Here is a 22,345-nt window from a genome sequence, read left to right as displayed (position 1 = left end):
CCGCGACAGGCCCGAGCACGCCAAGGCAACCTATTCCACGGTGATATTGCCGGTCTCGATGACCCGCTTCCAGCGGGCGAGCTCGGAGACCAGAAACTCCCGAAATTGCTCCGGGGTGTTGGCCACGATTTCGAGGCCGATATCCTCCATTCGTTTGCGTACGTCCGGTGCCTTCAGCGCCGCGACGATCTCGCCATGCAATTTTGCTTTCACGTCGGCAGGAAGGCCCTTCGGAGCAGCCACCGCCTGCCACGAAAAGACGTCGACACCATCGATCCCAAGTTCCTTCAAGGTAGCCACTTCGGGCAAAAGAGGGGATCTGGCATCGCCGGTGATGGCGAGCGCCTTGAGCTGCTTGGATTGAATTTGCCCGATGACGGCGTTGATGTTTTGAAACGATACGTTGACATGCCCCGCGATGAGATCACTCACGGCAGGCGCCCCGCCGCGATACGGCACGTGGAGACCGGTCGTCCCAGTGCGCTGCCAGAACAGCGCCGCCGTGAGATGATCGGACGAACCCGCACCCGAGCTTGCAAAAGTGATCTTGCCGGGGGCCTTCTTCAGTTGGTCCACCAGTTCGGCGACCGTGTTTGCCGGAAAGTTCAAGTTGGCGACCAGGACGTTCGGTGCGCGTACAGCGACCGTCAAGAGGTCGAAGTCCTTCAGAGGATCATACTTCAGATTAGGCTGAAGAAATGGATTCGTCGCATAGACACCGATCGAGCCGACGAGAACGGTGTAGCCATCCGCTGCCGCCCGGGCCACCGCTGTTGCTCCAAGAGCGCCCGTTGCGCCGGAGCGGTTTTCGACGACCACCGGCTGCCCCAGCGTATCGGAGACCTTCTGTCCGATTGCTCGCGCGACCATGTCGGACGAGCCTCCCGCCGGGAATGGAACGATGAAGGTGATACTCCTTTCCGGCCAGGCCGCGCATGCCATCGTGGTTGCGGCAAGAAGCATGATGCCGGCTGCACCAAATCGGACCTTCGATAAGAGAGTTGCATTGCCCATTGTCGATCCTCCGTTGCAATATTTTTTGGAGGTCTATTTTACGTGCTCATGCCATCCCGATCGATGCTCAGACTGTATTGATTGATCCACTGTTTATCATCGGCGTTTTGTCGTCGCGAAATCGCCGATGTGCAAACCTGCCGAAGGGACGGCGCTTCGCTCTTCCAAGCTCTGTCGAGTTTTGCCTCCGCACTGGGCGTCGCAGGTTTTGCAGCCCTTCGTCGAACGGCCTTGCTCCAAGAGGCGCATCACGATGTCGAAACGGCGATTGCCGTCGACGATCTGGGAGACCTTCCGGCCGTTGAACAGCGCGTCGGGTGCCTGGGTGACCGTAGCCGGCGTCGGGCCGTGGAGCGCGGCACGCCAAGCTGCCGCTGCACGAAGCCCGGCAGCCCGTCTGCCTTATTCGAAGTGAAATGCTTACAAGCTGCCATCCCGGAATTGCGGACCTTTACGGCGTGATCGGCCTGTCATGACGGCCTGTTAGCGTCACGGCCGTAGTGATCAACCGAAAGGACAATCCATGGATCTGAAGGCCGGCGATGTCGTGATGCTGAAATCCGGCGGTCAACCGCTGACCGTCGCGGAGGTGAAGGACAACGAGGCGCTGTGCCTGTGGATGGGCATGGAGGGCGACCTGTTCCGCGAGACGCTGCCGCTCGCCGTGCTCGTGCAGGTGGAAGAAGACGACGAGGACGACGAAGACGAGGATGACGACGAGGAGTAGGCCTTTCTCGGACTGCATTCTCGTGCGAGCCGAGCTCGGCCCCGGCGCGCCGATGTCGGCTCTGTCAACACAGGGCGATAGCGGACCCAGCAGGAGCGCAAGCGATCGATTTCGCCAGCGAAGCTCGCCGCCAACGGATCGGCGGTGAGGACCTTGTTCGTCCTCACCGCGCCACTGACGGCGGGCGCGGGTCGATCAGACGAGGATACGAGGCGCCGCCGTGGCCTTGTCGCCGGAATTCGGCGTCCCCGTCGGTTCGATCAAGAGGATGTGCACTTCCCCACGCGCCACCGGCCGGTGCTCAACGCCCTTCGGCACGACGAAAACCTCCCCGGGATTGAGGGTGACCGTGCGGTCCCGCAGTTCGATGTCGAGCGTCCCGCTGAGCACGAGAAAGAAGTCGTCGGTGTCCTCATGCTTGTGCCAATGAAATGGCCCGTCGAGCTTGGCCACCATGATGTCGTTGTCGTTATAGGTCGCCACCGTGCGCGGGGAGAAACGATCAGTGAACGTTGCAAGCTTCTCGGCGAGATTTGCGGGTGCTTTCATCGCGTTTCCTCAGGTGAAGACGTCCAGCCCGCATATGGTGACGGACGACACGCCTGGAAGGGATCCCACGCCCCTATTTCGGAGCACGAGACTGCGCGCGGTGGAATAAGGAAAACCGCTATGCACGTTTCCGGATCCCGCCCTAATCGATAAAGGCTGCAAGCTCCTCGGGCGCACCCGCGGGAAAGGCTTCCTTGAGAAAGTCGAGGAACGCCGAGACGCGGGCGCTCAGGAGTCTGCGCGAGGGGTAAAGCGCCCAGAGCGCGATGGGCGGGCCCTCGACATCGCCCCAATGGACGAGCCTGCCGGCGCGGAGGTCGTGACTGACGAGCGATACGGGAAGGCGCGCGGCGCCGACGCCGGCGCGGACGGCATCGCGGATCATGATGAGCGAGGACAGGCGAAGCACCGGGTCGGTCGCGATCCTCACGTTGCGGCCTCGGGCCGTCACGTCCCAGGCAGGACTGAGATCACTCGCGCCTCTGACGACGGTCGGAACGGCGCGATCGCCCTTCGGACGCTTGAGGCCTGGACTCGCCACCACCGCCAGCCGGTCGCGCATCAGGATCCGACCGACGAGCGTTTCATCCGGGTCCGGATTGACCCTGATCACGAGATCGTAGCCTTCCTCGATCATGTCGACGGCGCGATCCTCGGTCGTGACCTCGAGCCGGACTTGCGGATATCTGAGGGCGAAGCCGGCGGCCAGCTTCCCCATCGCGGTCTGCGAAAACAGCAGCGGGGCGCTGACCCGCAACCGGCCGCGCGGCTTGTCGCCGCCCGAGGCGATTGCCGCCGCGCTCTCTTCGAGCTCGGCGAGCAGCGCGCCCGTCCGCTCGTGGAGCGCACGCCCTTCCTGAGTGAGCTTCAATGTGCGCGCTCCGCGTTCGAACAGCCGCAGGTCGAGGCCGCTTTCGAGCTCGGACACCCGGCGGGACAGCGTGGCCTTCGGGCGCCCGGAGGCGCGCGCCGCGCGCCCGAAGCCACCGTGCCGGGCGACGAGGTTGAAATCGGCGAGGGCAAGCAAGTCCATGCGTTCCATCCTTGAGGCGATCTGTCCGGATATAGCCGATCCTGATCGTTCCACCAATGAGACGGTGCGTCCAAAATGGGCGACTATCGGTATTTTTCTGGATCACTACCTTGATGATCACCAACCGGCAGCCGTCGCTGCCGCTCCGGCAACCCCAGAGACAAGGACCATCGTCATGATCTATTCGACCGCCACCGTCCCGGTGAATCCGGCAGGCGAAACCAGGCTGACCCGCGCGCAGGTCTGGAAGGGGCTCGAGCTGAAGGCCCGCGACGCCCGCCTGTTCCTGCCGCCCGGCCTCTGCACGCGCAGTGACGTCATCGAGGAAAGCGCGACGCACTTCGTGCGCGAGGCCACGATCGGCGGCGCCGATCTGCGCGAGATCATCACGCTCGAGGCGCTGAGCAAGGTCACGTTCTTCCAGGCCACAGGTCCGCGCGAAGGCGCCATCATCAACGAGATCATCGAGACCGAATCCGGCGAGCTGCAGCTCAGGTTCTACTGCTACCTCGGCCTGCGCGGACGGGAGCCGAACGGTCCCGAGGAGCAGGCCGAGCAGGCGCAGTTCGACAGCGACAAGGGCTACAAGGCCGCGCTCCTGTCGACGCTCAAGCGCACCCGCGAGCTGCTCGCCGACGGCACGCTCTGACCGATCCCCATCCGAACCTCTCGCGAAGACTGAGACAGCGGGACCGCCTCCTGCGAGGCGTCTCCCATTCATGGAGACAACAATGAACATTGCCACCGACAACAACGCGAAAACTTCCCGAGCGAAGATTCTGGTTCTTGGCGCGACCGGCGGCACCGGACGCCTGATCGTGCGCGAGGCGCTGGCGCGCGGCCATCAGGTCACCGCGCTGGTGCGGTCGCCGGACAAGGCGAAGGAAATAAACGGCGCCAGGATCATCGTCGGCGACGTCAGCGACGAAGAGGCGTTGCGTGAAGCGGTGAAAGGCCAGGAGGGCGTCGTCAGCGCACTCGGCACCTCAGCGAGCCCCTTCCGCGAGGTGACGCTGCTTTCGACCGCGACGCGCTTGCTCGTTCAGGCGATGAAGGCCGAGCACGTCTCTCGCCTGGTCGCCATCACCGGGATCGGCGCCGGCGACAGCCGCGGGCACGGCGGCTTCGTCTTCGACAAGCTGATCTTCCCGCTTCTCCTGAAGGAGGTGTATGCCGATAAGGACAGGCAGGAAGCCATCGTCAGGGACAGCGGCCTCGACTGGGTCCTCGTTCGCCCCACCGTCCTGAACGACAAGCCCGGCCGCGGCGCGGTGCGGGCGCTGACGGACCTCTCCGGCTTTCGCGGCGGAACCATCTCGCGAGAAGACGTTGCGAAATTCGTGCTGGATCAACTGCGCAGCCATGAATGGCTGCACCGTTCGCCCTTGATCACGTCGTGACCGCCACGAGCTGCCTCACTGACGATGCTGCTCACCGCACCGGCGGTGCGCAAATGACGACCCGGATCGAGGCGATGGGTTTCGCAAGGGCTCGACCCATCCTCGCTACGAGCTGATGTCGGTCGGATCAGAACCGATAGTTGATGCCGCCCTTGGCGGTATGAAGCTGAACCTCGGTGTCCGTGAAGGACGCTCCGGGGAATGCAAGAGCATTGCCGTTCGACTTTCCGAGATTGATGTAGATGTACTCGGCCTTGAACGTCCAGCGCGAATCGAAAGCCCATTCCAGGCCGCCGCCCGCGGAGAAGCCCACCTGGACCTCCGACGAGGACGCGCTTCGCGTCAGGGCCGGGAAGAAGCCGTTGAAATTGGCAATGTTCGGCGTGGCGAGATTGGAGGTGAAGATGCTGTTCTTGACGTGGCCCCAGGCGAAGCCACCGGTACCGTAGATCAGCACATTGTTCGCCGCGTATCCGAGACGTCCGCGGACCGTGCCGAAGACATCGATTTCCTGCTTGAGATTGAACACGCCGGTGAAGGCGCCATTGTCGCCGCCGATCGTTCCGGTGACGCTGAAGGGGCGGCTCGCCGTCTCCCTGATGGCTGCGCCGCTGACATCCGCTTCCAGACCGTACACAAACGTGCCGGACTGCCAGTTATAGCCGATCTGGCCGCCGCCAAATCCACCCTTGGGACTCACATCCAGGGAGAACGGCCCAGTGCCACCCGTGACGACATAGCCGGGGACCGTCCCGGTTGCGAGCGCGCCCGGATCGAAGGTCGCCGTCGGATCGCTCCAGCCATAACCGCCATGCACGCCGGCATAAAAACCGGTCCAGCTGAATGCGACCGGCACCGGCGGCGCCTTGGTGTAAGCCCTGCCGAGATCGGCCGCGAAGGCGCCCTGGGACAGACAGAGAGTCGAGACCAGGAGAGCAGCAGAAACGGTGGACTTCATAACTTCCCTCAAACGTTGGTGCGCCGTGACAGGGCGGTCGCCGTGCGAGCGCCGCTAGAACCGCCGATGACCGGCCGTCCGCTTCAGCCAACTTGTAGAGGTAATCTCGCGTTGCTGCTGTAGCGTCGGCGACACAGGATGGAGCTGTCAAATACGGATTATGCGCGCGACATTTGCTCGACGCGACGCAGCCAGGACTGCAGCGACATCAAATGATCCCAGGGCGCCAAGAGGCCGGCGTCGTCTAGACCATCGACTGCCGCACCGCCACCGAGATCATCACCAGCCCGCCGGCGATGACGGCGGCATCGAGGATGGCGGTGTGGATGCGCACCGGCATCCGTTCGACGAAAGCCCTGGCCAGGAACGCGCCGGGCAGGGCCATGCCGCCGATCAGCAGCGCCAAGGCGAGCACCTGTGCGGTGACGGCGCCGGCGAGGCCGAACACCGCGATCTTGATCAGGCCGGTGCCGAGCGAGATCATCGCATCGGTCGCGATCACGGCGGCGCCTTCGAGCCCTGCAGCCATCAGCAGCGAGAGCAGGATCACGCCGGAGCCCGAGGTGCCGCCGACCAGGACGCCGTAGCCGACCGAGCCGGCGGCAAGGCCGGCATCGCCGATCCTGACATCGCGGCGGCGGAGCACGCGGCGCAGCGGCACGCTGAGGATCAGCATGGCGCCGATCACGAGCGCGGCGCCGGCATTGGTGAGGCGCGTATAGCCATAGGCGCCGAGTGCGGTGGTCAAGCCTGCGCAGGCCAGCACGATAGCTGCGCGGCGGCGGTCGGCATGGCGGACATAGGCCAGCGCACGGCTCGCATTGGTCAGCATCGCGGAGATCGCGATGATCGGCACCACGGGCTCGGCCCCGACCAGCGGCACCAGCACCAGGGGCATCAAGGCGCCGGTGCCGTAACCGGCGAGACCGCCGATGATCGAAGCAAACAACGCCATCGCTGCGACCAGCAGAAGCTGCGGAAGCGAGATATCGGCGAAGCCCGAGAGGATGGTCAATCTTTCTGGTCGCGCTTGACGCGGGCGACGGCTTGATCGGCGATGGCGGCGAGTGCGGCTTGCTCTAATGGGAAATCCGCCGCGAGCCAAGCGTCTTCGGCGAGCGTCAGCACATGGCCGAGCGCGGGTCCTTCGGCGAGACCGCGGGCGATGAAGTCGGCGGCCTTCAGCGGGAATTTCGGCGCGCTCCAGCGCTGCGGCAGCTCGGCGAGTGCGCGCCAGCGCGGCGAATGCACGTCAGCGGCGGCGCGTGCCCAGCCCAGCAATACGCGGTCCTGATAGCGCTCGGGCCCGAGCCGGTACAGCAAGCGCCGTGCCTTGGCTTCGTCCTTGGTGGCGAAGCGCCACCAGCGGTGCCCCATCGAGTCCAGCGCCTTGGCCTCGGCATTGGAGAGCCGCAGGCGCACGGCGAGGCGCTTGGCGTCTTCGGTGACGGCGACCGAGAGCGCGGCCAGGCGCCGCGTGCTGCCGGGGCTGAGGCCGAGCTCGCGCTCGATCGCGATCATCGTGTCCAGGGGACCGGTATAGACGACGCCGCCGATCAGCGTCTGCAACAATCCGCCCTCGGCCATGGCCCGCACGGCCGCAGCCGCACCGCGGGCGACCAGCAGCTTGAGCATCTCCATGCGCACCCGCTCGGCCGACAGGCTCGCCAGGCCCGCGCGTCCGCGGATGCAGGCGAGATAGCCGTCCCGGTCGGGCTCACCGGCGCCGAAGGCGGCGTGGATGCGGAAGAAGCGCAGGATGCGTAAGTAATCCTCGGCGATGCGCTGGTCGGGATCGCCGATGAAGCGCACGCGCCGCGCTTTGGCGTCGTTAATGCCGCCGACATGATCGTAGACGACGCCGCGCGCATCGACCGACAGGCCGTTCATGGTGAAGTCGCGCCGCTCGGCATCCTTGACCCAGTCGCGGCCGAACGCGACCCTGGCCTTGCGGCCGAAGGTCTCGGTGTCCTCGCGCAGCGTCGTGACTTCATAGGGGTGGGCATCGATCACCAGCGTGACGGTGCCGTGGTCGATGCCGGTCGGCACGCTCTTGATGCCGGCCGCCTTGGCACGCCGGATCACCTCATCCGGCAGCGCCGTCGTCGCGATGTCGATGTCACCCGGCGCAAGGCCGAGCAGCGCGTTGCGCACGGCGCCGCCGACCACCCGCGCCTCCTCGCCATCGGTGCCGAGCAGCGCCAGGACGCGCGCGGTCCCCCCTGCGGTCAGCCAGGGGGCATGGGCGAATAGCGGCTCGGCGCTCATCGGCTGGCCCCTACTTGTCCGTACCCGGCACGAGCTTGCCGTTCTCGATATGGGCGGGAACGTAGGTCGAATCCGGCGGCGCGCCGGAGTAATGCGCAAGGCCGATCAGGCCGGCGATGACGAGGGCGAGCGCAACCAGGGTGAGGCGCGAAACGATCGTAACCGGCCAGGACGATCGCGCGAACACGCCGGAGCGCGTGGCGGCCAGGAACAGCGCATAGACGGCAAACGGGATGAGGAAGATTCCGATCTCGGTCAGAACCGTCCGGATCATGACGAGTAGATCCGCTCATACAGCACACGCAGCATGCCCGCCGTCGCTCCCCAGATGTAGCGTTCCGCGAATGGCATCGCGTAATAGGACCGCGGCGTGCCGCGGAACTCCTTGCTGTGCACCTGATGGTTCACCGGATTCATCAGGAAGGATAGCGGCACCTCGAAGGCATCATCAACCTCGGAATGGTTGATGCTGAGCGAAAAGCCCGGCCGGACCTTCGCCACCGTCGGCAGGATGCGGAAGCCGAAGCCGGTACCGTAGAGATCGAGATAGCCGAGCGGCTCGACGAAGTCTCTGGACAGCCCGACCTCCTCCTCGGCCTCGCGCAGCGCCGCATCCAGCGGCGAGGCATCGGTGGCGTCGATCTTGCCACCGGGAAAGGCGATCTGGCCGGCATGATCGTTGAGATGCGCCGAGCGCTGCGTCAGGAGGATGGTCGGCTCGGGATGGTCGACCACCGCGATCAGGACCGCTGCGGGACGCACCGGCTGCTCCCGCGCGATGATCTCGAGCATCTTGTCGGTGCCGGGATCGCCCGAGGCGGGGATGACGTTGGGATCATAGAGGCCGGGCGGCACGTCGAAGCCGAGCCGCGCCCTGGAGCGGGCAAAGAAATCCGCAGCGCCAAGCGCGACCGGCTCGTTCGTCAGGATCGGGTTGTTCAAATTCAAAGCGCCGCCCTCACCTGCTCCGCATCGGCCATGGCGAAGAACTCGCCGGCCGACTCGACACCGAACATCGGCTGGCCATCGACCATCCGCTCCTCACCCATGTCAACCAGATCGTAATAGAGCGCGCGCGTCACCTTGGCCCAGAGGTCGGCGCGAACGTGCAGATAGGGCGTCAGCCCGCCATCCTCCGCCTCTTCGAAACGCAACCGGTGCGCCGCGTCGCAGGTGACCCAGTCATCGACATTGGTGCGGAAGCGGAGCACACGATGGCCGCCCTCGCCGTCCGTCTGCATCTCGACCGCCATGAACGGCGCATCGTCGACGCGGATGCCGACCTTCTCCACCGGCGTGACCAGGAAATGCTTGTCACCCTCGCGCTTCAAGATAGTCGAAAACAGCCGGACCAGGGCGGGACGCCCGATTGGCGTCCCCATGTAGAACCAAGTACCATCGGAGGCGATTCGGATGTCGAGATCGCCGCAAAACGGCGGATTCCACAGATGCACCGGAGGCAGGCCCTTCTTGGCGCCTTCGGCATTGGCAGCGCTTTTGGCGGCGGCCGTCAGTCCCTCCAGACCCCGATCGGCGCTCTGCCCTTGGTTCGCCATGGTTTGCCCTGACTTTGTGATTGGCACGATTGGTGCAGGTCTACGTTGTACTTAGGCGCGCGGTTCCATCCGGAAAAGTCCGGTGTGGAGGTCGCCACTTCGTGATGCCCTACATAACCCGAAGCCGATAAGGTGGGGATAGGTTAATTCAACGAATACATGGCCTTCCTGCAAGTCTAGCATGGGGCCCATGATCTTGGCGTGATGATCTTGGCGTGATGATCTTGGTGCGATGATCTTGGCGTGCTGATCTGACGATGCAAGCGAGCCGCGTGGCAGGCTGAAGGAGCAAGCGAATGGCGGAGAGTGTCGAGAAACTCGAGGACGGGATCGTCCGTTCGGCCGAGCAGGTGTCGAGCCAGGTTCGCGCGGCCAAGGACGCGATCGCCTCGGTCATCTTCGGCCAGGATCGCGTGATCGAGAACACGCTGGTCACCATCCTCTCCGGCGGCCATGCGCTGCTGATCGGCGTGCCGGGCCTTGCCAAGACCAAGCTGGTGGAGACGCTCGGCGTCACGCTCGGTCTCGACGCCAAGCGCATCCAGTTCACGCCCGATCTGATGCCCTCCGACATTCTCGGCGCCGAAGTGCTGGACGAGAGCACCGCGGGAAGGCGCGCCTTCCGCTTCATTTCCGGTCCCGTGTTCGCGCAGCTATTGATGGCCGACGAGATCAACCGCGCCTCACCGCGCACGCAATCGGCGCTGCTGCAGGCGATGCAGGAGCAGCACATCACCGTCGCCGGCGCGCGTCATGATCTGCCGAAACCGTTCCACGTGCTCGCGACGCAGAACCCGCTGGAGCAGGAAGGCACCTATCCGCTGCCCGAAGCCCAGCTCGACCGCTTCCTGATGGAGATCGACGTCGACTATCCCGACCGCGATGCCGAGCGCCGCATCCTGTTCGAGACCACGGGCGCGGAGGAGACGCTGGCCAAGGGCGCGATGACGCCGGATGCGCTGATCACCGCGCAGCGCCTGATCCGGCGCCTGCCGGTCGGCGATTCCGTTGTGGAGGCGATCCTGTCGCTGGTGCGCTCGGCCCGCCCGGGACCGGACGCCGGCGAAGCCGGCAAGTTCATCGCCTGGGGTCCCGGCCCGCGCGCCAGCCAATCCCTGATGCTGGCAGTGCGCGCGCGTGCGCTGATCGACGGGCGCCTTTCGCCCTCGATCGACGACGTGCTCGATCTTGCCGAGCCCGTGCTGAAGCACCGCATGGCGCTGACGTTCCAGGCGCGCGCCGAAGGCCGCACGATTCCGGACGTGATCCGGCAATTGAAAACACGGATCGGTTGATGGCAGCGGAGAACGGGCGGGCAGCGAAGGAGATCCTGGCGATCCGACGTGCCGATGGCGAAAGCCGCACGCTCGCCGCTTCGTTGCCGCGCCTGGTGCTCGAGGCCCGCCGCATCGCCGCCAACGTCATCCACGGCCTGCATGGACGGCGCCGCGCCGGCTCGGGCGAAAATTTCTGGCAGTACCGCCGTTTCGTCTCGGGCGAACCGTCGCAGAACGTCGACTGGCGCCGCTCGGCGCGCGACGACCACCTGTACGTGCGCGAGCTGGAATGGGAAGCCTCGCACACGGTCTGGATCTGGCCGGACCGCTCGCCCTCGATGGCGTTCGCCTCGAAGACTGCGCGCGAGTCCAAGCTCGAGCGGACACTGATCGTCGCCTTCGCACTGGCCGAGCTGCTCGTCGCCGGCGGCGAGCGCGTCGGCATTCCCGGGCTGATGGCGCCGACCGCAAGCCGCAGCGTCATCGACAGGATGGCGCAGGCGATGCTGCATGACGATGCCGACCGCCTCAGCCTGCCGCCATCCTTCGTGCCGGCCGCGCTGGCCGAGATCATCGTGCTGTCGGATTTCTGGTCGCCGATCGCCGAGATCAGGACGACGCTCGCCGGGCTGTCCAGCTCCGGCGCGCACGGCACGATGGTGCAGGTGGTCGATCCCGCCGAGGAATCGTTCCCCTATTCCGGCCGCGTCGAGTTCGTCGAGCCGGAAGGCTTTGGCGTGATCACCGCCGGCCGCGCCGAGAGCTGGGCGCAGGACTACACCGCGCGCCTCGCGCTGCACCGCGACCAGATCCGCGCCGAGACGGGCAAGCTCGACTGGCTGTTCACCACGCACGCGACCGACCGCTCCGCCGCCGAGCTCTTGCTGTTCCTGCATGCCGGCATGCAGGTGAGCAAGTCGGGCGCCCGCACCACGACGATCAAGGCGGGGCCGGCCGCATGATGGGATTGCCGCTCGCCTTCACGCAACCGCTGCTCCTGATCGGCCTCCTCAGCCTGCCCGTGCTGTGGTGGCTCCTGCGCGTGATGCCGCCGCGGCCGCGCCGCATCGAGTTTCCGCCGACACGGCTGTTGTTCGACATCACGCCGCGCGAAGAGACGCCCTCACGGACACCTTGGTGGCTGACCGCGCTCCGCCTGCTCGCCGCCGCGCTGGTGATCTTCGCCGCCGCCGGCCCGATCTGGAATCCGCAGACGGGCCTCGCCGGCAGCAAGGCGCCGCTGATGATCATGATCGACGACGGCTGGAGCGCCGCATCGCACTGGGACGTCAGGATCAGGACCGCGGACGAGCTGATCGCCAATGCCGACAACGAGGGCCGCGGCATCGCGCTGGTGCCGCTGTCCGAGCCGAACCGCGACATCACCTTGATGCCGGCAGGTGCGGCGCGCGTGGCGCTGCGGCAGCTGGCGCCGAAGCCCTATTCGATCGACCGCGTCGAGACGCTGGCCGCGGTGGACCGTTTCCTCAAGGTCACCGGCGACTGCGAGATCGCCTGGCTCTCGGACGGCGTCGACACCGGCCGCGGCGAGGACTTCGTGGCCGGCCTCGGCAAGACCATCGGCGACCGCAGCCTGACCGTGTTCGCAGGCGGCACCTCCTCGCCGCTGGCCCTGGTCGCCGCAGAGAACGCCGCAGCGAAGATGACGGTGAAGGTGCTGCGCACCGACGGCGGGATCGCGGTCGGCACGGTGCGCGCGCTGGACCAGAAGGCCTCGCCGATCGGCGAGGCGCGCTATTCGTTCGGTCCGCAGGACAAGGAAACCGAAGCGGCGTTCGACCTGCCGGTCGAGCTGCGCAACGACATCACGCGACTGGAAATCTCCGGCGAGCGCTCCGCCGGCGCGGTGCAACTGCTCGACAAGCGCTGGCGCCGCCGCGCCATCGGCGTCGTCTCGGGCGCGACCAGCGAGACCGCACAGCCGCTGCTGGCGCCGACCTTCTATCTCACCCGCGCGCTGGCGCCGTTCGCCGATGTCAGGCTCGCCGACAAGGGCTCGCCGCAACAGGGCATCACGCAGTTTCTGGACCAGAAGCTGCCGATGATCATCCTCGCCGATGTCGGCACCATCTCGCCCGAGCTGCGCGAGCGCCTCAATGCCTGGGTCGACCAGGGCGGCGTGCTGGTGCGGTTCGCTGGGCCCCGGCTGGCACAGGCGGAGGATGACCTCGTGCCGGTCAAGCTGCGCAAGGGCGGCCGCACGCTCGGCGGCAGCCTGACCTGGGAGAAGCCGCAGCGTCTCGCCTCCTTCGCCGCCGACGGCCCGTTCGCCGGCGTCGCGGTGCCGAAGGACGTCACCGTGAGCCGGCAGGTGCTGGCCGAGCCCGACGCCGTGCTCGCCACCAAGAGCTGGGCCTCGCTGGAAGACGGCACGCCACTCGTCACCGGCGAGCATCGCGGCAAGGGGCTCGTCAGCCTGTTCCACGTCAGCGCCGACATGCGCTGGTCTGACCTGCCGATGTCGGGCACCTTCGTCGAAATGCTGCGGCGGGTGGTCGACATGTCCGGCTACACCGCAAAGCCCGGCGCCGGCGTTGCCGGCGAAGCGAGCACCGAGACGGTGGCGCCGCTGCACATCCTCGACGGATTTGGCGCGTTCGGTCCGCCGCCCGCGACCGCAAAGCCCCTGCCTGCCGACTATCGCGACCGCGCCACATCAGATCATCCGCCCGGCTTCTACGGTCCGGCAGAAGGACCGCTCGCCGTGAACACGCTTGCCAGCGCCGACCGCATCGCCGCCCTGAACACCGCGAGCCTGCGCGCCCGGCACGCCACCTACACCAATGCCGAGCCGCGCGACTTGCGCGGCTGGCTGCTGTCGACCGCGCTCGCGCTGTTCCTGATCGACGCCATCATCATCGCGGTGCTCGGCGGCGGCATTGCCGCGCTGCTGCGCCGCCGTGCCGCGCCCGCGGCGATCGCACTCGCTTTGCTCGCGGGATTTGCGGCGCTCTCGCCGGCGCCGTCGCGTGCCGACGGCGTCACGGACGAGTTCGCGATGAAGTCGGTGTCGCAGACCCGCCTCGCCTATGTCGTCACGGGCAATGCCGACGTCGATTCCATCGTCAAGGCGGGCATGAACGGGCTGACGCTGTTCCTGGCGCAGCGCACGGCGCTCGAGGCAGGCGATCCCGTCGGCGTCGATCCCACGCGCGACGAACTCGCCTTCTTCCCGCTGATCTACTGGCCGATCGTGCCGGGCGCGCCGAAGCCGCCGCAGGACGCCATCAACAAGATCGACGCCTACATGAAGCAGGGTGGCACCGTGCTGTTCGACACCCGCGACGCGATCGAGGCGCCGCCCGGCGCCAACGGCGCGGCGCAGACGCCGGCCATGCAGACGCTGCGCGAGATCCTGTCCTCGCTCGACGTGCCCGAGCTCGAGCCGGTGCCGCGCGAGCACGTGCTGACCAAGACTTTCTATCTGCTGCGCGACTTCCCCGGCCGCTTCACCGCCGGCCAGACCTGGGTCGAGACCTTGCCGCGCGAAGACGACGACGAGAGCGCGCAGCGGCCGGCGCGCGGCGGCGACGGCGTCTCGCCGATCATCATCACCTCGAACGACCTGGCCGGCGCCTGGGCGGTGCGGCCCGACGGACAGGCCATGCTGCCGGTGACCGGCGGCGACCCCCGCCAGCGCGAATTCGCCTACCGCGCCGGCGCCAACATCGTGATGTACACGCTGACCGGCAATTACAAGGCCGACCAGGTCCACGCTCCGGCGCTGATCGAACGGCTGGGGCAATGATGCGAATTTCGAGATTGAACAGCCGCCAAACAGAAGCCGTCATGCCCGGCCTTGTGCCGGGCATCCACGTTCTTCGCGGCCCGTGGCAAGGCGTGGATGGCCGGGACAAGCCCGGCCATGACGATGCCGAGAGAGCGAAACCATGAACTACGGCATCGCGTTCACACCGCTTGTCCCCTCGATCGTGCTGTGGCTCGCGCTCGCCGCGATCGTCGTCGTCGCGCTCGTGCTGCTGCTGGCGCGCGCGCGGGGGGCCGCGGTGCGCGTGGCCGCGCTGGCGCTGTTCCTGCTGGCGCTTTCCAATCCCTCCTTCACCCGCGAGGACCGCGATCCGCTCACCTCGGTCGCCGCTGTCGTCGTCGACAAGAGCCCGAGCCAGAACTTCGGCAACCGCAACCGCGAAGCTGCGCAAGCGCAGGAGGCGCTGGTCGACAGCCTGAAGAAGATCAAGGGCCTCGAGGTCCGTGTCGTCGAGGCCGGACAGGCCGACGGCGAGACCGACGGCACCAAACTGTTCGGCGCGCTGGCCTCGGCATTGGCGGACGTCCCGGTCGACCGCGTCGCCGGCGCGTTCCTGATCACCGACGGCCGCGTCCACGACATTCCCGCGAACGCCGCTGCGCTCGGCTTCCAGGCGCCGGTGCACGCGCTGGTCACCGGGCAGAAGGACGAGCGTGACCGCCGCATCGCGATCACCGCCGCGCCGCGCTTCGGCATCGTCGGGCAGAGCCAGACCATCAGCTACCGCCTCGACGACCAGGGCGTCTCCGGCGAGCGCGCCAGAATCACGGTCCGCCGCGACGGCGAGGTCATCAACGAGCGCACGCTCTCCAGCGGCCAGGCTGCGAGCGTCGACGTCGACATCAAGCATGCCGGGCCGAACATCGTCGAGATCGAGGCCTCGCCGCTGGAGCGCGAATTGACACCGGTGAACAACCGCGCCGTCGTCGCCATCGACGGCGTGCGCGACAAGCTGCGCGTGCTGCTGGTCTCGGGCGAGCCGCATTCGGGCGAGCGCACCTGGCGCAACCTGCTCAAGTCCGACGCCAGCGTCGACCTCGTGCATTTCACCATTCTGCGCCCGCCGGAGAAGCAGGACGGCACGCCGATCAACGAATTGTCGCTGATCGCGTTTCCGACCCGCGAGCTGTTCCAGCAGAAGATCAACGAATTCCAGCTGATCATCTTCGACCGCTATGCCCGCCAGGGCGTGCTGCCGATCCCCTATTTCGAGAACATGGCGCGTTACGTGCGCGCGGGCGGCGCCGTGCTGGTCTCGGCCGGCCCCGACTATGCCTCGAACAGCAGCATCTGGCGCACGCCGCTCGATTCGGTGCTGCCGGCCGAACCCGTCGGCGTCACCGAGAAGCCGTTCCATGCGCATCTGTCCGACATCGGCAAACGCCATCCCGTCACGCGCGGGCTGGAAGGCTCCGCCAGCGAGCCGCCGCGCTGGAGCCGGTTCTTCCGCACCGTCGACACCCGCAATGCGGTCAACCCGCCGGTCATGACCGGCGTCGACGGCAAGCCGCTCTTGTTCCTGTCGCGCTTCGGCGAGGGCCGCGTCGCGCTCCTGCTGTCCGACCACATCTGGCTGTGGGCCCGCGGCTACGAGGGCGGCGGTCCGCATCTCGACCTGCTCAGGCGGATGTCGCACTGGCTGATGAAGCAGCCCGATCTCGACGAAGAAGCGCTGCGCCTCCAGGTGCAGGGCAAGGACCTCGTCGTGGTGCGTCAGACCATGGCGGACAGCGTCCAGCCCGTCAGCGTGACCTCGCCGTCGGGCGTATCGCAGGATCTGACGCTGAGCGCCGGCGATCCCGGCGAGTGGCGCGCCAGCCTGCCGGCGAGCGAGCTCGGCCTGTGGCAGGCCACCGACGGTACGCTGAAGGCGCTGATCAATGTCGGCCCGACCAACCCGAGGGAATTTTCGGAAGTGACCTCCACGGTCGATACGTTGAAGCCGCTGACACAGGCGACCGGCGGCGACGCCGTGCGCGTGGCGAGCGGCTCGAGCGTCGAGCTGCCGCGCATCCTGCCCGTGCGCTCGGTCGGCATGTTCCACGGCGACGGCTGGATGGGCGTGCGGATGCGCGACGCCAGCGTGGTCAAGGGCGTCGGCGTGCTGCCGATCTTCTCCGGCCTGATCGGCCTGCTGCTGCTGCTCGGCGCGTTTGCGGCGACCTGGGTGCGCGAGGGGCGGTGAGCTCCGAGGCGCGATGAAATTCGGCCGACTGTCCATGGATCACCTCTCCCTGCGGGAGAGGTGATCCGAGCTCCTCGCCGGCATCGATTCAACCAAAGCCAAGTCCGCGTTAGTTGCCCGAACGACACATCAGCTCGGCGGCGAGCCTTCGCCGATCCGCCCGCCGTTGACATCGGTGAACCGATCGGGCGATGTTACTTTATAACATCGCGGCGTCCTGGGATTGGCGCCCCGGTGTGGGGGTGGCGTTTTCAGATGAAGTGGTTCCGGTCGAACAGCAGGCACGGCGCCCGGCTCGCGTTGTTCGCGATGCTGGTGCAGTTCGCGCTGACGTTCGGCCACAGCCATTGGTTCGCGCAGGCCGCGCCCCTGGCTCAATCCACGGTCCAGCAGTCCGACGGCACCAAGGACGGCACCATAGGCGTTGCTGCGATCGACCGCGCAGCGGCGCAGAAGCAATCGCCTGGAGATTCCGACCACGAGCATCCGGGCGGAAACTATTGCGCCATCTGCACCATCATTGCGATGGCGGGCGCCGTCGTGTCGGCGACGCCGCCCGTGCTGCTGCTGCCGCAGGCGATCGGGCTGCTCCGGCGCAGCCTCGACGCCGAATTCGCTCATCTGAAATCGGCCGGCACGGCGTTCCAGCCGCGCGCCCCTCCTGCATCCTGACTCCAACGCTTGATCACGCCCAGCCTCGCCGCGCATCGGCAAAGTCTGGGAGAAGTTGAAGTCGAATTCCGTCGCATTGCGACGGCAGGCCGCCTCCGATCAGCAGACCATCATCCGGACGGCGCCTGAGTGGAATCAGGACCATGTCAACTCAATCGCGACGCGCGCAACGCCTTGGCGGAGCAAGCCTGCTCCTGCTCGGCGCCGCCGCCACGCCCGCCTTCGCTCAAGCGCCGCAGGGCACATCAACGACCGAGCTTCCCGCCGTCACCGTGACCGCCCCAAGTCCGATCGTGCGTCGCGCGGTGGTGCCGTCGCGCACCGCGGGCCGTGGCACGCGGACCGCGCGGGTGCGCAGCCGCGAGCAGACGGCGGAAGCGGCACCGGCAGCTCCCGTGCCCGCCGCGCCTCAGCAAGGCGTGCTGCCAGTCGTCACCGATCAGTTTGCGACCGTCACCGTGGTGCCGAACGAGGAGATTCGCCGCATCGGCGGCGGCACGCTCGGCGACCTCCTGTTCGCGAAGCCGGGCATTACCGGCTCTGAATTCGCACCCGGCGCATCCAGCCGCCCGATCATTCGCGGTCTTGATAACAACCGGGTCGGCATTGTCGAGAACGGAATCGGCAGCAATGGCGCGTCCGATCTCGGCGAGGATCACTTCGTGCCGATCGATCCGCTGGCAACCAACCAGGTCGAGGTCATCCGCGGACCGGCGACGCTGCGCTACGGCTCCACCGCAATCGGCGGCGTGGTCAGCGCAACCAACAATCGCATTCCGGATGCCCTGCCGCCCTGCACGGCGCCGTTTCCGACTTACGGACTTCCCACCAAGGCGCCGCTGGCCAACGTGGGATCGCCGGGCTGCATCACCGCGGAAACGCGGACGGCCGTGACGTCGGTCGATCGCGGGACCGAAGGCGCCGTGCTGCTCGACGCCGGCGGCGGCAACTTTGCCTTCCATGCCGATGCCTTTGGCCGCAAGGCCGGCGACTACAACATCCCGAGCTACCCGTTCCTGACGGACCCGACGCTGCCGTTCAACGGACGCCAGCCGAATTCGGCATCGCAGGCCTACGGCGGATCTGTCGGCGGCTCCTACATCTTCCACGGCGGCTATGTGGGCGCGGCGATCACACAGCACAACGCGCTCTACCACATTCCCGGTATCGAAGGCAGCGAGTTCCTGACGCGGATCGACGGACGACAAACCAGGTTCACGACCAAGGGCGAATATCGACCGGACTCGGCGGCGATCGATGCGATCCGGTTCTGGGCCGGCGCCACCGACTACAAGCACGATGAGGTCGGGCTTGCCGATTCCGCCGACCTCGGCTCCCTCGGCGTGAGACAGACCTTCACCAACAAGGAGCAGGAAGGCCGCGTCGAGGTGCAGCTTGCGCCGTTCGACGTCCGCTTTGCCGCGCTGACCACCGCTGTCGGCGTTCAGGCCTCGCACCAGAAGCTGACCGCGCCGAGCCCGGACGATCCAGGCAGCCCGGTCAACGGACTGTTCGATCCGAACAAGAACACAAAGGTCGCCGGGTACATCTTCAACGAGTTCAAGTTCAGCGAACTCACCAAGGCTCAGATCGCCGGGCGCGTCGAGAGCGCCCGGTTGAGCGGCACGGCACCGGCCTTCGTTCCCGACGTGTTCGACCTCACCGCCGATCCCACCGCGATCGGCCCCGCGACCGCGGTCAACCGCAACTTCACGCCGGTAAGCGGAAGCATCGGCCTGATCCACAACCTTCCTTGGGACCTCGTCGCCAGCATCACCGGCCAATATGTCGAGCGTGCGCCGAGGCCGGCGGAATTGTTTTCGCGCGGCGGCCACGATGCCACCACCACTTTCGACATCGGCAATCCCAATCTCGGCATCGAGACCGCCAAGTCGGTCGAGGCGGGACTGCGGCGGGCGGTAGGGCCGCTTCGCTTCGAAATCACCGGCTACTACACCAAGTTCAACGGTTTCATCTACCGGCGCCTGACCGGCAACACGTGTGAGGACGGTGTTTGCCAGCTCGGCGCTGGCCTCGAACTGAACCAGGCGGTCTATTCGCAACGCGACGCGACGTTTCGTGGCGGCGAATTCCAGTTCCAGTACGACGTGATGCCGGTCTGGAACGGAATCTGGGGCATCGAGGGTCAATACGACATCGTGCGCGCGACCTTCGACGACGGCACCAACGTGCCGCGCATTCCGCCCCAGCGGCTGGGCGGTGGCCTGTACTATCGCGACGCCGAATGGTTTGCCCGGATCAACCTGCTGCACGCCTTCGCGCAAAACGACATCGCACCGATCGGGGAGACGCCAACGCCCGGCTACAACCTGCTCAGGGCCGAGGTCAGCTACAAGACCATGCTCGATCGAAGCTGGTTCGGCGCCCGCGAGATGCATGTCGGGCTCCTCGGCAACAACCTCTTGAACGAGAACATCCGCAACGCCGTCTCCTTCAACAAGGACCAGGTGCTGTTGCCGGGAATCGGCGTGCGGGCTTTCGCGAACTTCAAGTTCTGATGCAGAGGCGGTCGGGGCCTAAAGGCCCCGACCCGCACCGTCATTACGAGGGCCTACACCCGCGCCTTGCTCCAGTCGGGGCCGACCGCGCCCGACACGCCCTCGAAGGCGCCGTCGACGAGTTCGAACACCAGGATGCGCGCCGCATCGACCGGGCCTGGCATGGTGACGCGGCCCTTGGGGACCTGCTTGAAGCCGACGCGGCCGTAATAGGGCTCGTCGCCGACCAGCAGCACCAGGCGATGACCTTTCTCCCCGGCGTCCTTCAGCGCGCGCTCCATCAATTGACGGCCGATGCCGCGGGCGCGGAACGGCGGCTCGACCGTGAGGGGCCCGAGCAGCAGCGCCGGCGTGTCGCCGATCAGGATCGGCAATTGCCTGACGGAGCCGACCAGCAGCGTGCCGATGCGGGCCGTGAAGGACAGTTCGAGCAGATGGTCGACGTGCTCGCGGATCCGGTAGGCGCTCAGCACGAAGCGGCCGGGGCCGAAGGTGCGTTCGTGGAGCCGCTCGATCGCCTGGGCGTCGCCGGCGGCTTCGGGAAGGATGGTCAGTGAGAGATCGTTCATGTCAATTCGCGGAGTAGCACTTGCGCCTGCGAAGGTCCATGGGCGGCGTCCGTTTCGCTGCCCCGGCCGGGTAGCTATAGCGTTTGAGAGCTCTTCCCTGCGGCCATCCTTCGAGACGCCCGCTGAGGCGGGCTCCTCAGGATGAGGGCGGAGTGCGCGGCCGAACTTTCGAAGGGGCCGCTGACGTTGATCAGCCTCATCCTGAGGAGGCGCGTAAGTGCTGTCTCGAAGGACGAGGCGCTTGCTCAGACCGGTCCGAGATCTCAACCCGCGTCCCGTCTCGTCGCCGGCTGGGACAGATAGGCCAGCATCTTCATCTCCCGCCGCCCTCGCGTCACCGTATCGAGCACGAGCCCCGACGACACCGACAGCAGGGCCATGATCATCAGGCCCATCGACAGCACGGCGGTGGGCAAGCGCGGCACGAGGCCGGTTTCGATGAAGGTAATCACGATCGGAATCGCGAGGATGATCGACGCCAGCGCCAGCAGGATTCCGATTACCGTGAAGAAGCGCAACGGCCGTTCGGCGCGATAGAGCTTCAGCATGGTGCCGAGGATGCGAAAGCCGTCGCGCCAGGTGTTGAGCTTCGAGAACGAGCCTTCGGGGCGTGCGTAATAGGGCGTCTCGACCTCGGCGACCGGCAGCGACAATTCCAGCGCATAGACCGCAAGCTCGGTCTCGATCTCGAAGCCATCGGAGAGGACGGGAAAGGACTTGACGAAGCGGCGCGAGAACACCCGGTAGCCGGACAGGATGTCCTTGAAGGCGTGACCGAAGGTCGAGGACAGGAAGCCGGTCAGCATGCGGTTGCCGGTGCGGTGGCCGAGCCGGTAGGCGGCCTGGACCTGATCGACGCGAAGGCCGACCACCATGTCGAGATACTCGTCGAGCAGCCTGTCGATCATGATCGGTGCGCTCGGCGCATCGTAGGTGGCATCGCCATCGACCAGCACATAGACGTCGGCCTCGACGTCCGCGAACATACGGCGCACGACGTGGCCCTTGCCCTGCCGGCGCTCGCTGCGCACGATCGCACCGGCTTCGCGCGCGACCGCGGCGGTCCGGTCGCGTGAATTGTTGTCGTAGACGTAGATCTCCGCCGCGGGCAGCGCCTTGCGGAAATCGGCCACGACGGTCGCCACCGCGGCCTCCTCGTTGTAGCAGGGCACTAGCACCGCGATACGAAGTTGCGTTGAGCTCATCAGGACGGCACTCCGAGGCTTGTCGGCTCGCGCCCGAGCGGCGTGGCCTGCCGTGCGCGTCGAGCGGTTACTAGCACAGGCCGCCCTCAGCGCCACGTCGCAATCACGGGCCTGCCGTCGATCACTTCGGCGATCCTCAACCGCGTGCCGGGCGTGGTGCCCTCGGGCAACGCGGCATTGTCGAAGAACCCGCATTCGACGATCTCGCGGTTGGGCTCGGGGACGCGGTCCTGCCTGAACTGCCTGACCACGTAGACCGCGACGTGGTCGCGGCGGGAGACGTGGCTGTTGAGGAAGACCCCGTGCAGGATCGCCTCGCCGGTCAGATCGATGTCGCCCTCCTCCTTGAGCTCGCGACGCAACGCCTCTTCCATGGTCTCGCCGAAATCGACGCCGCCGCCAGGCAAATACCAGCCGCTGACGTAGCTATGCCTGACCAGGAAGACGCGATTGTCGGCATCCAGCACCACGGCGCGGACGCCGAGCGTCATGCCGCGGACGAGCAGGAAATAGACGTGGAAGAACCGCCGCAGCAGCGGCTCGGCTTTCCGTCGGGCTTGGTTCAGACGTTCTCGCATCAGGCTCCTCGACGCACCCCGTTCAGGCCCTGCTTGCGCGGCACG

The 22,345-nt window shown here is 66.6% G+C and carries 21 protein-coding genes; 9 read left to right on the top strand and 12 right to left on the bottom strand.

Translation table 11 applies throughout. The features are described from left to right. Positions 1 to 30: 30 nt before the first annotated feature. Positions 31 to 1,014, bottom strand: a complete 984-nt coding sequence (locus tag AC24YW_RS18560) for a Bug family tripartite tricarboxylate transporter substrate binding protein (protein WP_487484064.1) — start codon at positions 1,012 to 1,014, stop codon at positions 31 to 33. A 523-nt stretch (positions 1,015 to 1,537) separates the two neighbouring features. Between AC24YW_RS18560 and AC24YW_RS18555 the strand changes: the two genes are divergently transcribed. Then, positions 1,538 to 1,741: a YodC family protein gene (locus AC24YW_RS18555; protein ID WP_487484063.1), complete on the top strand. Its 204-nt coding sequence runs from the start codon at positions 1,538 to 1,540 to the stop codon at positions 1,739 to 1,741. 195 nt (positions 1,742 to 1,936) lie between these two features. On the opposite strand, the gene AC24YW_RS18550 is transcribed toward AC24YW_RS18555, so the two are convergent. Both AC24YW_RS18550 and AC24YW_RS18545 read right to left on the bottom strand, forming a co-directional pair. Next, positions 1,937 to 2,290, bottom strand: a complete 354-nt coding sequence (locus tag AC24YW_RS18550) for a cupin domain-containing protein (RefSeq protein WP_487484062.1) — start codon at positions 2,288 to 2,290, stop codon at positions 1,937 to 1,939. 142 nt (positions 2,291 to 2,432) lie between these two features. Beyond that, positions 2,433 to 3,323 (bottom strand): LysR family transcriptional regulator, encoded by an 891-nt coding sequence (locus tag AC24YW_RS18545; protein ID WP_487484061.1) that lies wholly within the window; start codon positions 3,321 to 3,323, stop codon positions 2,433 to 2,435. 175 nt (positions 3,324 to 3,498) lie between these two features. On the opposite strand from AC24YW_RS18545, the gene AC24YW_RS18540 reads away from it, so the two are divergent. Further along, a complete protein-coding gene (locus tag AC24YW_RS18540) occupies positions 3,499 to 3,972 on the top strand; it encodes an SRPBCC family protein (RefSeq protein ID WP_487484060.1) in 474 nt (157 codons plus the stop codon). 82 nt (positions 3,973 to 4,054) lie between these two features. Next, positions 4,055 to 4,723, top strand: coding sequence for an NAD(P)-dependent oxidoreductase (locus AC24YW_RS18535; protein WP_487484059.1), 669 nt, complete (start codon positions 4,055 to 4,057; stop codon positions 4,721 to 4,723). Between the two features lie 127 nt (positions 4,724 to 4,850). Here the strand turns inward: AC24YW_RS18535 and AC24YW_RS18530 are convergent, their stop codons facing one another. From AC24YW_RS18530 to AC24YW_RS18505, 6 genes are all read right to left on the bottom strand, one after another. Further along, positions 4,851 to 5,681, bottom strand: coding sequence for an outer membrane protein (locus AC24YW_RS18530; protein WP_487484058.1), 831 nt, complete (start codon positions 5,679 to 5,681; stop codon positions 4,851 to 4,853). A 244-nt stretch (positions 5,682 to 5,925) separates the two neighbouring features. After that, positions 5,926 to 6,696, bottom strand: a complete 771-nt coding sequence (locus AC24YW_RS18525; RefSeq protein ID WP_487484057.1) for a sulfite exporter TauE/SafE family protein — start codon at positions 6,694 to 6,696, stop codon at positions 5,926 to 5,928. Next, positions 6,693 to 7,949: a CCA tRNA nucleotidyltransferase gene (locus AC24YW_RS18520; RefSeq protein ID WP_487484056.1), complete on the bottom strand. Its 1,257-nt coding sequence runs from the start codon at positions 7,947 to 7,949 to the stop codon at positions 6,693 to 6,695. The genes AC24YW_RS18525 and AC24YW_RS18520 overlap by 4 nt, the downstream gene beginning before the upstream one ends. A 10-nt stretch (positions 7,950 to 7,959) precedes the next feature. Then, positions 7,960 to 8,223 (bottom strand): DUF6111 family protein, encoded by a 264-nt coding sequence (locus tag AC24YW_RS18515; protein ID WP_487484055.1) that lies wholly within the window; start codon positions 8,221 to 8,223, stop codon positions 7,960 to 7,962. Next, positions 8,220 to 8,891, bottom strand: coding sequence for a CoA pyrophosphatase (locus AC24YW_RS18510; protein WP_487484229.1), 672 nt, complete (start codon positions 8,889 to 8,891; stop codon positions 8,220 to 8,222). Before AC24YW_RS18510 ends, AC24YW_RS18515 begins: the two co-directional genes overlap by 4 nt. A gap of 2 nt (positions 8,892 to 8,893) precedes the next feature. Continuing rightward, positions 8,894 to 9,505 (bottom strand): DUF1285 domain-containing protein, encoded by a 612-nt coding sequence (locus AC24YW_RS18505; RefSeq protein WP_487484054.1) that lies wholly within the window; start codon positions 9,503 to 9,505, stop codon positions 8,894 to 8,896. Between the two features lie 296 nt (positions 9,506 to 9,801). On the opposite strand from AC24YW_RS18505, the gene AC24YW_RS18500 reads away from it, so the two are divergent. From AC24YW_RS18500 to AC24YW_RS18475, 6 genes are all read left to right on the top strand, one after another. Further along, the gene (locus tag AC24YW_RS18500; protein WP_487484053.1) at positions 9,802 to 10,800 is read left to right on the top strand and encodes an AAA family ATPase; all 999 of its coding nucleotides are present in this window, start codon (positions 9,802 to 9,804) and stop codon (positions 10,798 to 10,800) included. Beyond that, positions 10,800 to 11,744 (top strand): DUF58 domain-containing protein, encoded by a 945-nt coding sequence (locus tag AC24YW_RS18495; protein WP_487484052.1) that lies wholly within the window; start codon positions 10,800 to 10,802, stop codon positions 11,742 to 11,744. The genes AC24YW_RS18500 and AC24YW_RS18495 overlap by 1 nt, the downstream gene beginning before the upstream one ends. Further along, positions 11,741 to 14,551: a DUF4159 domain-containing protein gene (locus tag AC24YW_RS18490; RefSeq protein ID WP_487484051.1), complete on the top strand. Its 2,811-nt coding sequence runs from the start codon at positions 11,741 to 11,743 to the stop codon at positions 14,549 to 14,551. Before AC24YW_RS18495 ends, AC24YW_RS18490 begins: the two co-directional genes overlap by 4 nt. Before the next feature lie 142 nt (positions 14,552 to 14,693). Continuing rightward, positions 14,694 to 16,757, top strand: coding sequence for a hypothetical protein (locus tag AC24YW_RS18485; RefSeq protein WP_487484050.1), 2,064 nt, complete (start codon positions 14,694 to 14,696; stop codon positions 16,755 to 16,757). Between the two features lie 255 nt (positions 16,758 to 17,012). After that, positions 17,013 to 17,429: a DUF2946 domain-containing protein gene (locus tag AC24YW_RS18480; protein ID WP_487484049.1), complete on the top strand. Its 417-nt coding sequence runs from the start codon at positions 17,013 to 17,015 to the stop codon at positions 17,427 to 17,429. Between the two features lie 143 nt (positions 17,430 to 17,572). Continuing rightward, positions 17,573 to 19,948: a TonB-dependent receptor gene (locus AC24YW_RS18475; RefSeq protein WP_487484048.1), complete on the top strand. Its 2,376-nt coding sequence runs from the start codon at positions 17,573 to 17,575 to the stop codon at positions 19,946 to 19,948. 53 nt (positions 19,949 to 20,001) lie between these two features. Here the strand turns inward: AC24YW_RS18475 and AC24YW_RS18470 are convergent, their stop codons facing one another. The 3 genes from AC24YW_RS18470 to AC24YW_RS18460 all read right to left on the bottom strand — a co-directional run bounded on the left by AC24YW_RS18470 (position 20,002) and on the right by AC24YW_RS18460 (position 22,300). Next, positions 20,002 to 20,517: a GNAT family N-acetyltransferase gene (locus AC24YW_RS18470; RefSeq protein WP_487484047.1), complete on the bottom strand. Its 516-nt coding sequence runs from the start codon at positions 20,515 to 20,517 to the stop codon at positions 20,002 to 20,004. A 263-nt stretch (positions 20,518 to 20,780) separates the two neighbouring features. Next, complete coding sequence (locus tag AC24YW_RS18465; RefSeq protein WP_487484046.1) at positions 20,781 to 21,722, bottom strand: glycosyltransferase family 2 protein; 942 nt, start codon at positions 21,720 to 21,722, stop codon at positions 20,781 to 20,783. 86 nt (positions 21,723 to 21,808) lie between these two features. After that, a complete protein-coding gene (locus AC24YW_RS18460; RefSeq protein WP_487484045.1) occupies positions 21,809 to 22,300 on the bottom strand; it encodes an NUDIX domain-containing protein in 492 nt (163 codons plus the stop codon). Positions 22,301 to 22,345: the final 45 nt, after the last annotated feature.

It is taken from the genome of Bradyrhizobium sp. USDA3516, from assembly GCF_057651995.1.
The sequence above is the reverse complement of the archived record's forward strand: the minus strand, read 5'-3'. Positions and strand labels throughout refer to the sequence as shown.